10 protein-coding genes are annotated in these 13,335 nt (G+C 74.0%); 8 read left to right on the forward strand and 2 right to left on the reverse strand.

Annotated elements, in window-relative coordinates; translation table 11 throughout:
* The first annotated feature begins 198 nt into the window (after positions 1 to 198).
* Both WMF45_RS31680 and WMF45_RS31685 read left to right on the forward strand, forming a co-directional pair.
* Complete coding sequence (locus tag WMF45_RS31680) at positions 199 to 729, forward strand: Lrp/AsnC family transcriptional regulator (RefSeq protein ID WP_437708773.1); 531 nt, start codon at positions 199 to 201, stop codon at positions 727 to 729.
* Positions 726 to 1,727 carry an N-acetyltransferase family protein gene (locus WMF45_RS31685; protein ID WP_437708774.1) on the forward strand — a complete coding sequence of 334 codons (1,002 nt, stop codon included), beginning with the start codon at positions 726 to 728 and terminating at the stop codon, positions 1,725 to 1,727. The genes WMF45_RS31680 and WMF45_RS31685 overlap by 4 nt, the downstream gene beginning before the upstream one ends.
* 60 nt (positions 1,728 to 1,787) lie before the next feature.
* On the opposite strand, the gene WMF45_RS31690 is transcribed toward WMF45_RS31685, so the two are convergent.
* Positions 1,788 to 3,407: an ABC-F family ATP-binding cassette domain-containing protein gene (locus tag WMF45_RS31690; protein WP_437708775.1), complete on the reverse strand. Its 1,620-nt coding sequence runs from the start codon at positions 3,405 to 3,407 to the stop codon at positions 1,788 to 1,790.
* A gap of 81 nt (positions 3,408 to 3,488) precedes the next feature.
* Positions 3,489 to 4,154 carry an FmdE family protein gene (locus WMF45_RS31695; RefSeq protein ID WP_437708776.1) on the reverse strand — a complete coding sequence of 222 codons (666 nt, stop codon included), beginning with the start codon at positions 4,152 to 4,154 and terminating at the stop codon, positions 3,489 to 3,491.
* A gap of 312 nt (positions 4,155 to 4,466) precedes the next feature.
* Here WMF45_RS31695 and WMF45_RS31700 point away from each other — a divergent pair, with 312 nt between their 5' ends.
* The 6 genes from WMF45_RS31700 (at position 4,467) to WMF45_RS31725 (ending at position 13,335) form a co-directional block, all read left to right on the forward strand.
* A complete protein-coding gene (locus WMF45_RS31700) occupies positions 4,467 to 6,080 on the forward strand; it encodes a protein kinase domain-containing protein (protein WP_437708777.1) in 1,614 nt (537 codons plus the stop codon).
* A gap of 70 nt (positions 6,081 to 6,150) precedes the next feature.
* Positions 6,151 to 7,074, forward strand: a complete 924-nt coding sequence (locus WMF45_RS31705) for a tetratricopeptide repeat protein (protein ID WP_437708778.1) — start codon at positions 6,151 to 6,153, stop codon at positions 7,072 to 7,074.
* 38 nt (positions 7,075 to 7,112) lie between these two features.
* Positions 7,113 to 8,741: a hypothetical protein gene (locus WMF45_RS31710; RefSeq protein WP_437708779.1), complete on the forward strand. Its 1,629-nt coding sequence runs from the start codon at positions 7,113 to 7,115 to the stop codon at positions 8,739 to 8,741.
* 240 nt (positions 8,742 to 8,981) lie between these two features.
* Entirely contained in the window at positions 8,982 to 10,649 is a 1,668-nt protein-coding gene (locus WMF45_RS31715) for a hypothetical protein (protein ID WP_437708780.1), read from the forward strand.
* 140 nt (positions 10,650 to 10,789) lie between these two features.
* Positions 10,790 to 11,551 carry a hypothetical protein gene (locus WMF45_RS31720; protein ID WP_437708781.1) on the forward strand — a complete coding sequence of 254 codons (762 nt, stop codon included), beginning with the start codon at positions 10,790 to 10,792 and terminating at the stop codon, positions 11,549 to 11,551.
* A gap of 56 nt (positions 11,552 to 11,607) precedes the next feature.
* A complete protein-coding gene (locus tag WMF45_RS31725) occupies positions 11,608 to 13,335 on the forward strand; it encodes a hypothetical protein (RefSeq protein WP_437708782.1) in 1,728 nt (575 codons plus the stop codon).

A 13,335-nucleotide genomic window follows, 5' to 3' on the forward strand; every position in this document is an offset into this window, starting at 1 on the left:
GCCGCGCCGTCACCCGCTGTCGAGACCGGCTCTACCCCCGACCGACGACGCGAAGACCGGCGAAGCATGCCTCCCGGCCCAGGGCCGCAGCGCCCCGCGGGCCATCGCCCCTCCTCGGCGACGCGACGCTTCGTTGCGCCTCACTTGCAAATCGAAAATTTTCATTCAATTCTGCATTCACTTCCAATGACAACAACCATGGATGCCATCGATCTGAAAGCGATCCACCTCCTCTCCCGCGACGCCCGCCGGTCGTGGGCGGACCTCGGCGAGGCGGTCGGCCTCTCCGCGCCCGCCGTGGCCGAGCGGGTGCGGCGGCTCGAGGAGCGCGGCGTCATCACGGGGTGGGAGGCGCGCCTGGACGCCCGGGCCGTGGGCGCCGGGCTCACGGCGTTCATCTCGGTCTCGATCGCGAACCGGCGCGGTCGCGGCGAGTTCCTGCGCGCCGTCGAGCGCGCGGCCGAGATCCAGGAGTGCCACCACGTCGCCGGCGACGAGGACTACCTGCTCAAGGTGCGCTGCCGCGACACCGAGGCGCTCGAGCGCCTGCTCACGCAGGAGCTCAAGGCCCACGACGGCGTGGTGCGCACGCGCACGACGATCGTCCTGTCCACCGCCAAGGAGACAGCGCTCCCGCCCCTGCCGCTGCCGTCCGACGAGACGCGCGACGGCGAAGCGCGCCCCCGCAAGGCGCCCGGCCGCGGAGCCGCCCGGAAGGAGGCGCCGTGAGCGGCGCCGACGGACTGCCGCCTTTCGGCGATCGCCGCGAACGTCGCGAACGTCGCGAACGTCGCGAACGTCGCGAACGTCGCGAACGTCAGATCGACGAACGCGACCTCGCGGCGCTCGCGGCCGCCGTCGAGGACGCAGCGTTCCCGCAGCGCGATTTCTCGCACGCGCGCCACCTGCTCCTCGCCCTGCACTATGTGCGCGCCCACGGGCCCGAGGGGGCGCTCGCGCGCATGCGCTCGGCCCTGCAGGCCTTCAACGCGCGGCACCCGCCGACCAACGGTTACCACGAGACGATCACGGTCGCCTGGCTCACGCTCGTGGCCCACCACGCCGCCGAGCACCGAGGCGCCGCGGTCCACGAGCTCGCGGAGGGCCTCCTCGACCGCCACCGCAGCAGCAAGGCCCTCTTCGCCCACTACTCTCGCGCGCGGCTGCTCTCCGACGACGCCCGCGCCGCGTTCGTCGCGCCCGACCTCGCGCCGCTCCCGGCGCCCGGCGACGGCGTGCGCATCCGCCTGGCGACCGAGGCCGATCTCCCGGCGATCGAGGAGATCTATGCGTTCTACGTCGAGCGCTCGACCTGCACCTTCGCCACCACCGTCCCGACCCCGGCGGAGCGCCGCGCCTGGCTCGCGGCGCACGGCCCCCTGCACCCCGCCACCGTGGCCGTCGAGGGCGACGGGGCCGTGGTCGGCTGGGGCTCGCTCTCCCTGTGGAACCCGCGCGAGGCCTACGCCCGCTCCGTCGAGAACTCGGTCTACGTGCGCGACGGCCTCCACCGGCGGGGGCTCGGGCGCCGCCTCCTCGCCGATCTCGTGAGCCGCGCGATCTCGCTCGGCCACCGCACGATCATCGCGCAGATCGCGGGAGACCAGGCGGCGAGCGTCGCGCTGCACCGCGCGCTCGGGTTCGAGGACGCCGGGCTGCTCCGCGACGTCGGGCACAAGTTCGACCGCTGGCTCGACGTGATCCTGATGCAGCGTGCGATTCCTTAGCCTGCAAGCGACGGCCAGCAGCCGTGAGCTCGCGCGCCCCGGGGGGCTCCGGCGGGCGCGCTACGAGGCCTTGGCGTTCTTCAGCGCTTCCGGGTTCCCGGGCCCCTCGAGGTACTCGTCGTACGTGCCGTTGAAGATGCGCGGATCCTTCGACGACAGATCGAGCACGCGGGTGCCGAGCTTGCCCACGAAGTGCCGGTCGTGGCTCGTCACGACGACCGTCCCCTTGTACTCGACGAGCGCCTGGAGGAGCGCGTCGATGCTCTCGACGTCGAGGTGGTTCGTCGGCTCGTCGAGCACCACGATGTTGTTCTTCACCAGGATGAGCTTCGCGAGGAACAGGCGCGCCGCCTCGCCGCCGGAGAGGTTCTCCGTCTTCTTGAGCCCGGCCTCGCCGCTGAAGAGCAGCTTCCCGAGCACCGAGCGCACATGCTCCTTCGGGGCGCTCGGGTCGAAGCGGTACAGCCAGTCGTAGGCCGTGAACCCCGCCTCGATCGCCTCGTGGTGATCCTGCGCGAAGTAGCCGACGTTCGTGTCGTGGCCCCACGTGACGGCCCCGGCGTCGGGCGTGTACTCGCCGACGAGGAGCTTGAGCAGCGTCGACTTGCCGATGCCGCTCGGCCCGATCACCGCGAGCTTGTCGCCGCGGTTCAGGTTGAAATCGAGCTTCTGGATCACGCGCTTGTCGCCGAAGCCCTTGGAGAGGCCCTCGACGCGCAGCACGTCGCGGCCGGAGGGCTTCTCGATCTCGAACTTGATGTACGGGCGCACGACGCTCGAGCGCCGCACCTGGATGCCCGCCTCGAGCTTCTCGATCTCCTTCACGCGCGACTGCGCCTGGCTCGACCGGCTCGCGCTCGCGCCGAAGCGGGCCACGAAGTCCTTGAGCTCGGCGATCTTCTTCTTCTTCTGCGCGGCGTCGGCCTCCGACTGGCGCTTGCCGGTCGTCTTCTGCTCGATGAAGTCGTCGTAGTCGCCCGTGTAGAGCGTGACCGTCTGGTAGTCGACGTCGGCGACGTGCGTCGCGATCGCGTTCATGAAGTGCCGGTCGTGGCTGACGACGAGGAGCGTGCCGCGGAAGGTGTCGGTCAGGTACGCCTCGAGCCAGCGGATCGAGTCGAGGTCGAGGTGGTTCGTCGGCTCGTCGAGGAGCAGGACGTCCGCGCCCCCGAAGAGCGTCTGGGCGATGAGGACGCGGAGTTTGTACCCGCCCGCGAGCGTGCTCACCGTGCTCGTGTGCCGGGCGGTCGCGATCCCGAGCCCCTCGAGCATCTCGGCGGCGCGCGACTCGGCGGTGTAGCCGTCCTCCTCGCCGATCGTCCCCTCGAGCTCGGCCAGCCGCATGCCGACCTCGTCGGTCATCTCGACCTCGTACAGCCGATCGCGCTCCTGCATCGCGTCCCAGAGCGCCCGGTTCCCCATCAGGACCGTGTCGAGGATGCGGGAGGACTCGTAGGCGAAATGGTCCTGCTTGAGCACCCCGACGCGGAGCTGCCTCGGGATCTCGACCGAGCCCTGATCCGACTCCTCCTCGCCGGAGATGACCTTGAGGAGCGTCGATTTCCCCGCTCCGTTCGCGCCGACGAGCACGTAGCGCTTGCCGGGGTCGAAGCGCATCGTGACGTTCTCGAAGAGAATTTTGGGACCGTACCGCTTGGTGAGCTTTTCGAGCGTGATCATCTCAGCGGCGCCGGGCGTAGCACGTGTGCGCCTGCGGTTCCGGTGAATTCCGGAGGCAGCGCGCCCCCCGGGGCAGGCGCGTCACCTCGGCGCGTCACCTCGGCGCGGCGGGCTGGCGACGCGCGCCGGCGCCTCCTCGAATACCTGGGCGTCTGGCAAGGAGAGGACCTCCCTGCCGGCCGATTCCAGCTTCTCTCTCGGCACATCGCGGAAGCGCGCGCGGAAGGCCGCAGACGGGCGGAGGGTCACGGCCTGCCCGGTCGACCTGCGCCTGTACGTGGTCTCCACGCCATCCTCGCTCGCCTCGATCAGGCTGAGATTCAGCTTCCCGAGGCTGGCCCCCGTCGCGGCGGCGGCGCCGTCGGCGATGCAGGAGAACTGCACGTTCCGTGGGCTGTGGTGGATCACCTCGAGGTCGAAGCTCCTCGCGGGCAGCCCGAGCCTCGCGAGCGCAAAGCGCCCCATGCGGTAGCCGGCGACGGCCCACGGCCCCGCCCCGCCGTGGATCGCGGCGACGGCGCGGAGCTCGTCGTCCGGGGCCTCCGCGGCCGGGCGGCCCTGCGCGGGCGGGTGGCCGTGGTGGTGGGCCGCGTGCCGGTGCCCGCGGCCCTGATGGGCAGGCGCATGCGGCCGGCCGGCGGTCGCCTGCGCCGGGCCCTCGGGCGGATGGGCGCCCGCGCCGCCGCACCGGATCGAGGAAATGGCGGCGAGGAGGATCAACGCCGCCTGGCTCATCGTCTTGCGCATGATCGCTCGATCCGCTGGGAGGCCCCTGCCTGGGAGGCCGGCGGAGTGTCCCCGTTCGCGCGCGACGTCAAGGGCGCCGGGCCCCGCGCCGCTGCCCGCGACGCCCGGGATCCGCCCGATCCGGCGAGCGCGCGGGCGTACCCTGGACGGTTTCACGCACCGCGGCGTCAGACCGGGGTAACATGCGCCTGTCATGCCTCGCGCGCCCGCCAGCCGTCCCCGTCGCTCCAGCCGCGCCGGCCTCGCTGGCTCCGCTGGCCTCGCCGGCGAGGCGACGCCCGACGTGGCCCGCGCCGGGGGTGATGCTCGCCGATGACCCGCGTCCCCCCTGAAGGCTTCCGGCCCGAAGCGCTCGTAGGCCAGGTCCTGCGCGGCAAGTGGCGGCTGGAGCGCCTGCTGGGCTTCGGCGGGATGGCCATGGTCTACGCGGCCACGCACCGCAACGGGATGCGCGGCGCGGTGAAGATCCTCCGCCGCGAGCTGTCCGAGGACGAGGAGGCGCGCTCGCGCTTCCTGCGCGAGGGCTACGTCGCCAACCGCGTCGAGCACCCGGGCATCGTCCGGGTGCTCGACGACGACGCCACCGACGACGGCTCGGTGTTCCTGGTGATGGAGCTGCTCGAGGGCGAGACCGTCGAGGCGCGCCGCGCGCGCGAGCCGGGCGGCGTGCTCGGCGTGAACGAGGTGCTCGCCATCGCCGACGACCTGCTCGACGTGCTCGCCGTCGCGCACGAGCGCGGGATCGTGCACCGCGACCTCAAGCCGGACAACCTGTTCCTCACGCGCCAGGGGCAGCTGAAGGTGCTCGACTTCGGCATCGCGCGGCTGCGCGAGCTCTCCTCCCCGACGAACGCCTCCACGCGCGCCGGCACGCTGATGGGGACGCCGCAGTTCATGCCGCCGGAGCAGGCGCGGGGGCAGTGGGACAGGGTCGACGCGCGCAGTGATCTATGGGCCGTCGGGAGCACGATGTACCAGCTCCTCTCGGGGCGGTACGTGCACCAGGCCGAGACGCTCCCGCTGCTGCTCCTCGCGGCGATGACGCAGCCGGCGCCGCCGGTGGGCAGCGTCCTGCCGGCCCTGCCCCCGCCGATCGCCGGCGCGATGGACGTGGCGCTCGCGTTCGACCCCGACCGCCGCTGGCCGAACGCCCGCGCGATGCAGCGCGCGCTCCGCCAGGCGCGGGGCGGCGCGGCGCTCGAGCTGGCCCCGGGCGCGCCCCCGGATACCGGACGCGCGCCCTTGCACTCGGAGCACGGGCGCAGGCTCCCGCACTCGGATCCTCCCGGACGCCCGTCGGCGCAGGCGCGAGGTCCCGGGAGCGGGCCGCGCGGAACGGAGTTCGCCGCGGCGGGCACGGCCAGCGGCGTCGCGGCCGGCGGCGGCGCGGCCAGCACCGGCACGGTCTCGCCGGTCGTGGAGCGCTCGGCCAGCGCGGAGCGCTCCGCGCCGCGCGCGGCGGCCACGGGCGCGCTCCTCGCCGGCGCCGGCATGATGGCCGTGGGTGCCCTGGTCGCGCTCGTGTGGTGGCAACGCGCGGGCGAAAGGGGCGCGGCGGATCCGTCGCACGGCTCCACGGTGGAGGCCGAGCCGCGCCCCACCGCGGGCGCCGGGGCGGCGACGGCGCCGCCCGACAGCGCAGGCTCGCCCGGGGCCGGCGTGCAGCCTGCGCCGTCCGGCGATGCGGTCCCCGCGATCGCGCCGTCCGCGCCCGCGACAACGCCGGCGCCCGAGGCCGCGCCAGCGCTCATCGGCGCCGCGAGCGCGTCCGCGAACGCCGCGCCGTCGAGCGCGAGCGCGTCCACGCCGAGGCCCGCCGCCGGGGGCAGGGCGCGATCCCCCGCGACCGCGACGAAGGCGCCCGCCGCCACGACGCCGGCCCCCGCGCCGACGCCGGCGGAGGACCCGTACAACCGGAGACGTTGAGGCCGCACGGATGCGTAGATCGAGCTCGCGTAGACGATTCCCGGCGGAGGTGCTCGCCCTGGGAGGAGCCGTGCTCCTCGCCTGCCCCGACGCCTCCGCGCAGGGGCGCGATCCTGCGGCCGCGGAGGCGCTGTTCGACGCCGGCAGGGCGGCGCTGCAGGCGAAGGACTACGACGCCGCGTGCCCGAAATTCCGGGAGAGCTACGAGCTCGATCCGGCGCCCGGGGCGCTGCTCAACCTCGGCGACTGCGAGGAGAAGCGCGGCAGGGTCGCGACCGCGTGGTCGATCTTCCGGCAGCTCGCGCGCGATCTGCCCGCGAACGACGACCGCCGCCCCATCGCCCAGTCGCGCGCGGCGGCGCTCGAGGCCCGCGTGCCGAGGCTCACGATCCGGCTCGCGCCGGGGGCGCCCGCGGACACGGCGGTGCAGCGCGCGGGGGTCCCGGTCGGCGCGGGCTCGCTGGGCTCGCCGCTCCCGGTGGACCCGGGCGAGGTCCAGGTGACGGCGGCGGCGCCGGGCCGGAAGCAGAAGGTCTTCACGGTGCAGCTCGCGGAGGGCGCGCAGGTCGAGCTGCTCGTGGCGCCGGAGGAGGCCGCGGCCGCCGCGGGCGCGGGGCCTGCGCTCCCCCCGAAGACCGCCCCGCAGGAGGCGGGGGGCTCGCCCCGGCGAACGGCCGGCTGGATCAGCGCCGGCGTCGGCGCGGTCGGGATCGGCGTCGGCGCCGTGTTCGGCGCGCGCGCGATCGGGAAGAAGGGCGACGCCGAGGCGTACTGCGACGAGGACAACGTCTGCCTGGATCAGGGGATCAAGCTGCAGAAGCAGGGCGTGACCGCGGGGACGATCTCGACGGTCGCGTTCCTCGTCGGGGCGGCGGCGCTGGGCACGGGCGCGGTGCTCGTCTTCACGGCGCCCTCCTCGGGGCAAGGGTCGCCGGCGCCCCGAGCTACGATCGGCGTGGTGCCGGGAGGCGCCGTGGCGACTGTCGTGTTTTGACGGGAGCTGCGCGGCGTCGCCGCGAGGGAGGGGCCCTGGTGGTGAAGCGCGATCAGAAGAGGAGCATCCGAGCGGTGGTCTCCGGCGTCCTGCTCGTCGCCGCGGGCGTGGGAGGCTGTAATGCGCTCATCGGCCTCGAGGTCGGCCAGCTGGACGCATCGACGGGCGGCACGGGCGGCGCGGGCACGGGCACGGGCGGAGGGGCCGAGGGCGGCGGTGGCAGCGACAGCGGCGGCGCTGGCACCGGCGGCAGCGGCGGAGGCGACGGCGGCGGCGCTGGCACCGGCGGCAGCGGCGGGGGCGGCGGCGAGGCGCCGTTCTGCGGCGAGGATCGCAAGGACGCCATCCGCGGGCCGCAGGCGCGCTGGGGCACGACCGTCGGGCTCGACGTCGCCGACGTCGCGGCGCACGGCGACGGGGTGACCGCCATCGTCAACGAGAAGGGCACCATCTCCGTCGCGCGGTGGACGCGCGGCGGCACCCGCGATGCCGGGTATGGGCTGACGGCGACCGATCTGCTGGAAGGCGACATCAAGGCCACGCACCTCTCCATCGGCCAGGGGCTCGCCTATGTGGCCGGGTGGTCGGACAGCGGCCCCCAGCTGCCCGGCTCGTCCACCACCGGGTGCGTGATCACCGGGCGCGCGCTCGCTCACCCGAGCTTCCTCGCCGCGCTCGACGAGAAGGGCCAGTGCCGGTGGGCGTGGTCGCCGGACGGCGGCGCCACCTCCACCCCGCTCGGCCTCGCGGCGGCGCCCGGCGCGGTGGTGATCGCCGCCTCGGTGAAGGGGCCGAGCGTGAACGACGGCGCGTGCACCCTCGCGACGGGCGGCGCGGAGACGTCCGTGGGGGTGGCCGCGCTCGATCCGGCGGCAGGCGGTTGCCTGTGGGGGATGCCCATCGGCCCGTCGCCGGCCGTGACCGTGGGAGATCTCCTCGTCGACGAGGCGCGCGGCGAGGTGCTGGCGGTCGGCCGCTACGAGGGCGAGGAGGGCTACGTCGTCGGGGGAGCGCTGCTCCCTCCCTCGCAGGATCGCGATGTGTTCGTGGCGCGCTTCGCGCTGACCGGGGGGTCGCTCAAGGGCATCGACCCGTTCCCCCTCCCCGGGCGTCAGGAGGTGGACCAGCGCGGGGCCGCGCTGCTCCCGGACGGCGACATCGTGATCGTCGGCTCCTACGCCGGCTCGCTCGATTTCGGCGAGGGCTGCCCGCCGGCGCCCGAAGAGGACGCGCCGGACATGGAGAACTTCTTCGTCATGCGCGTCTCCGGCCCGTCCGTGGTCTGGGGCCGCGGGTTCGGCGACGCGGGGCACCGGCAGTGGGTCACCAGCGTGGCGGCGGCGCCCGATGGGCTGATCTACGTGACGGGGAGCTACCAGGGCGAGATCGACCTCGGGAACGGCGGGAAGCTCGTCGCTCCCGCGACGGACGCCGATCCGATGGTCGGGTTTCTGATCGTGCTCGACGCCCGCGGCAATGTCGTCTCCGCCTCCGAGCTGAAGGGGAAGGGCGACGCGTACGTGTGGGCCGCCGCGCCCGGCCCGGCGCCTGACGACGCGCTCTATCTCGGCGGGGAGCTGGGCAGCACCCTCGATATCGGGCGCGATCCGCCGCTCACCGACGCGATGGGGCGCGGGTTCATCGCCGAGCTCCCGGGCGTGCGGTGATCCCCGCGGTCCGGCGCGCCGGGCCGTGAGCGAGCGACGCCCCGCCCCCGCATCGGCCGCTGCGACCGGATCGCGGCGGGCCGCGCTCCGGCGGACGGCGGAGAGCGCGCCTTTCGGCGGGGGACGCGCCGGAACCCTCTCGACTCCTGGAGCGACGCTCGCCATGAAGTCGATGGTGGCGAGCGAGGCGAGAGCTCTCGCTGGCGGCCGCGGCGGCGCCGCGCCACCAGGAGACGGGAGATGAAGCGCGATCTCAGGAGCACTCGACCCATGTTCTGCGCCGGGCTGCTCATCACGGCGGCCGCGGCGGGTTGCAACGCGATCATCGGGCTCGAGGTCGGCGAGCTCGACGCCTCGGCGGGCGGCGCGGGCGCGACCGCTTCGAGCGTGTCGGCCGGCGGCGGGGGCGCCACCGCTTCGAGCGTGTCGGCCGGCGGCGGGAGCGCCACCGCTTCGAGCGTGTCGGCCGGCGGCGCAGGAGGCGAAGGCGGCACCGGCGAGGGCGGCACCGGTGGCGGGAACGAGGCGCTCTGCAGCTCCGCCCGCGAGGGAGCCGTCCGGCCGCCGTCGGGAGTGTGGGGCACGCTGTCCGGCCTGGCGGTCGTCGGCCTCGCGGCGCGAGACGGCGAGGTGACGGCCCTGGTCAAGGAGAGCCGGGTGCTCGTCAGCGAGCCCACCAAGCCCAGGACGGGGTTCTCTGTCGCGAGGTGGAGCCCGTCCGGGGTCCGCGAGAGCGCGTACGGGATGACGACCGGCGACATGCTCGGCAGCATCTCGGCCGAGCACCTGGCCGTCGTCTCGGACCTCGCTTATGTGGCCGGCTGGTCGGAAGCTCCCCTCACCTTGCTCGCGTCGGGCGGCAGCGGCAGGTGCACCGCCAGCGCGGGCGCGGACACCGGCCTCAAGCCGAGCTTCCTGCTGGCGCTCGACCAGCTGGGCAAGTGCAGGTGGGCCTGGAGCGTGGACGCCGAGTCCAACGCCTACCCGCTCGGGCTCGCGGCGACGACCGACCGGGTCGCCTTCGCCGTCTCGCGAGCACGGGCGAAGAGCGCGACCACCGACGAGTGCGTCCTCGGGGCCGCCGACCAGCGCGGGGTGACGGATCTCGTGATCTTCAACGCGGGCGGCAAGTGCCGGTGGAGCCGCGCGCTCGGATCCTCCGCGGCCGTGCACGTCGCGGAGGTCATCGCCGCGCCAGAGGCCGGCGAGGTGCTCGTCGTCGGCGACTACGATGCGCCGGACGGGCCGCTCGACATCCAGGGGAGAACGCTCCCCCGCGCGCCGGATCGCGATCTGTTCGTGGCGCGCTTCCGGCTCGATGACGGCGCCCTGACGGGCCTCATCCCGCTCACCGCCGCCGGGAGCCAGGCGGCGGCGCGGCACGGGTCCGCGCTGCTCCCGGACGGCGACATCGTGGTCGCCGGGACCTACACCGGGCCGTCCTTCAGCTTCGAGGACGATTGTCCGCTCCTGCCTCCCACGGGAGACACGGAGAACTCGTTCGTCGCGCGCGTCTCGAAGCAGGGAGTGGTCTGGAGCCGCGGGTTCGGCGACGAGAAGCGAGATCAGATGGTCGTCAGTCTGGCGGTGGACGGAGCAGGCGCGATCTACATGGCCGGGACGCTCGAGGGCGAGATCGCCCTGGGGAACGGCGAGAGCCTCACGGCCCGGACGGACGAATTGCAGAGCTTCCTGATCGTGCTCAATCCCAGCGGCAACGTCCTCTCGGCGACCGCGTTCGCGGGCACAGGCACCGTCGGCGTGTGGGCGGTCGCGCCGGGCGCGACGATCGGCGATCCCTTCACCATCGGCGGTGAGCTGACGGAGACGTTCTCTCTCGTCCCCAGCGACCATCCCAGCGGGGCGCCGGGCGAAGGGTTCATCGCCCGGGTGAAGGGGTTGCCGTGAGCGCCGCGCGCGGACGCCAGCGCACCACGAGAGCAGTCCATGACATTTCCGCACGACGACACGCAGCCTGCGACCGGACCGCAGCGGCGCGCATTCCAGCCCGGGTTGACGAAGGGGGGACTGGCAGCTTCCATGAGAGGATGCGCTCGCTTCACCGCCTCTTCTGTCTCTGCCTGGTCCTCCCTGCCGGACTCAACTGTGGATTCCCCGACGCCACCTTCACGGAACGCTCCAGCACGGGCGTGGGCGGCGCGAGCGGCGCCACGGAGTCGGCGAGCTCAGGCGCCGCGTCCTCGGGCGCGGCGGGCTCCGGCGGCGGCGCGGAGGCCTCCAGCGCCGGCGGGAGCGGCGAGGGCGCGACGGGCTCCGGCGGCTCCGCCGGCTCCGTCGGCTCCGGCGGCGGCTCCGCCGGCTCCGGCGGCGGCTCGACGACCTCCAGCGCGGGCGCCGGCGGCGGTTCGGCGATCTCCGGTGCGAGCGCCAGCGCGGCGACCTCCGGCGCCGGCGGCGGCTCGACGACCTCCAGCACGAGCGCTGGCCCGGCGACCTCCAGCTCCGGCGGCGGCACCGTCGACTGCGACGCCGACAAGGACGGCTATCTGTCGATCGCGTGCGAGGGCGGCGACGATTGCAACGACGACAACCCCTCGGTCCACCCCAACCAGCCCAGCACCTTCTATGACACGCCGATCCCTCCGGGACGCAGCTTCGATTACGACTGCAGCGGCGTGGAGGAGACGGAGTTCGGATCGGTCAAATGCACTGGCCTGCTCGTCTGTGCCGCGACGAGCAGCGTGTTTCTGAGCGACGTCCCGTGTGGAAGCCGGGGCCCTTTCGGCTCCTGCGACCTCACCTGCAAGTCGACAATCACCTTTCCCAATTACATGAGGGAATGCCATTGAGCCCGCGCCGCCCCGGTGGCGCCATCGAGGATGCCACGCAACGGAGAGCCGCCCCGATGAGACCCGAACCTCGTGCCATCCGCTCCGTCGTGTCCTGCGCCTTCCTGATCGCCGCGGCGGCGGGGGGCTGCAACGCGCTCATCGGGCTGGAGGTCGGTGAGCTGGATTCGTCTCAGTCCGGCGCGGATGCGGCCTCCTCCTCGGGAGGTCCTGGCACCGGAGGCTCGGGCGCCGGTGGTGCAGGCACCGGTGGTCCAGGCGGTGGAGGAGGCAGCGGCGACGGCGGCGGTGGAGGCAGCGGCGGCGGGGGCAGCGGCGGTGGAGGCAGCGGCGGCGGGGGCAGCGGCGGTGGAGGCAGCGGCGGCGGGGGCAGCGGCGGCGGGGGCAGCGGCGGCGGGGGTCCGCTGTGCAGCGACGCCGAGGGGATCCTCGTCGAGCCGTCGGCCAGCTGGGGAGCGACGCTCGGCTTCGACGTCGGCGACCTCGCGGCGTCGGACGGCGCGCTGACGGCGGTCACCACGGAGGTCCTCGACAGCGGGGCGTTTCGCTTCTCGGTCGCGAAGTGGACCTCCGGCGGGGCAAACGATTCGCGGTACGGGCTGTCGGCGAACGATGTCTGGGGCTTGCACCTGGCTGCGGGCGGCGGCGCCACCTACGTCGCCGGGGAGGCCGCGGGGGCGACCAATCTCCCCGGCGGGCTCCTCGACGCGTGCCGCGTCGGCCCTGCGCTTGTCGCCACCAGCTACACGACGAGCTTCGTCGCGGCGCTCGACGCGAACGGCCGTTGCGGGTGGGCATGGAGCCTCGACGCGCAGCACAACACGACGGCGCGCGCCATGGCGGCGAGCTCCGAGGCGGTCGTCTTCGCCGTCGACGTGACGGACGCCGGCCGGAGCTTCGGCCCGTGCGAGCTGAAGAGCGTCCCGGCGGAGTCGGCGCTGCTCGCCGCGCTTTACCCGGCGGACGGCGCGTGCAAGTGGCAACGCCGCCTCGGGCCGCGGGCGGCCGTGACCGTCAAGGCGCTCCCCGTCAACCCGAAGGCGAGCGGCAACCTCGTGACCGTCGTGGGCGACTACGAGTCGCTCGGCGGAGCGGTCACGTTCGGCGGGCAGACCCCCTTCGCCTCGGAGCAGCGCGACGTCTTCGTCGCGCGCTACACGGCGATCGACGGCGCTCTGGTGGACTTGACCCCGCTGAACCTCGAGGGAGATCAGCAGGTGGCGCAGCACGGCGCCGCGCTGCTCCCGGGCGGCGACGTCGTGATCGCCGGCTCGTACCGGGGGGTCGTCGACTTCGGCGGCGGCTGCCCGGCGTTGCCCGACGCGGGGGACACGGAGAGCTTCTTCGTCGCGCGCGTCTCGAGGAAGGGCGTCGTGTGGAGCCGCGGGTTCGGCAACGACAAGGAGAGCCAGGTCGCGGCCGGCGTGGCGGTGGACGGCGCCGGCGCGATCTACGTCACCGGGGAGTTCACGGGCACGATCCCGCTGGGGAGCGCCGGGAGCCTCACGACGTCCCGGAAGCGGGCGGGGTTTCTGATGCGGCTCGACGCGCAGGGCAACCTGATCTCCGCAACCAAGGTCGAAGGCGCCGGCACCGTCGCCCTCCGCGTCGTCGCGGTGGACGGGGCGCTCGGCGGGCCCGTCTACGTCGCCGGCGCCGTGACGGGCGCGCTCCGCCTCGACGGCCTCGCCGCGCCGCTCGGGAGCGAGAGCGATAACGAGTCCCGCGGGTTCATCGCGAGGCTCTCCGGCGCGGGCCCAACCGGCCGCCCTCAGACCGAGTGA

The organism is Sorangium sp. So ce448 (assembly GCF_051520915.1).
GTDB classification, from domain to species: Bacteria; Myxococcota_A; Polyangia; order Polyangiales; family Polyangiaceae; genus Sorangium; species Sorangium cellulosum_B.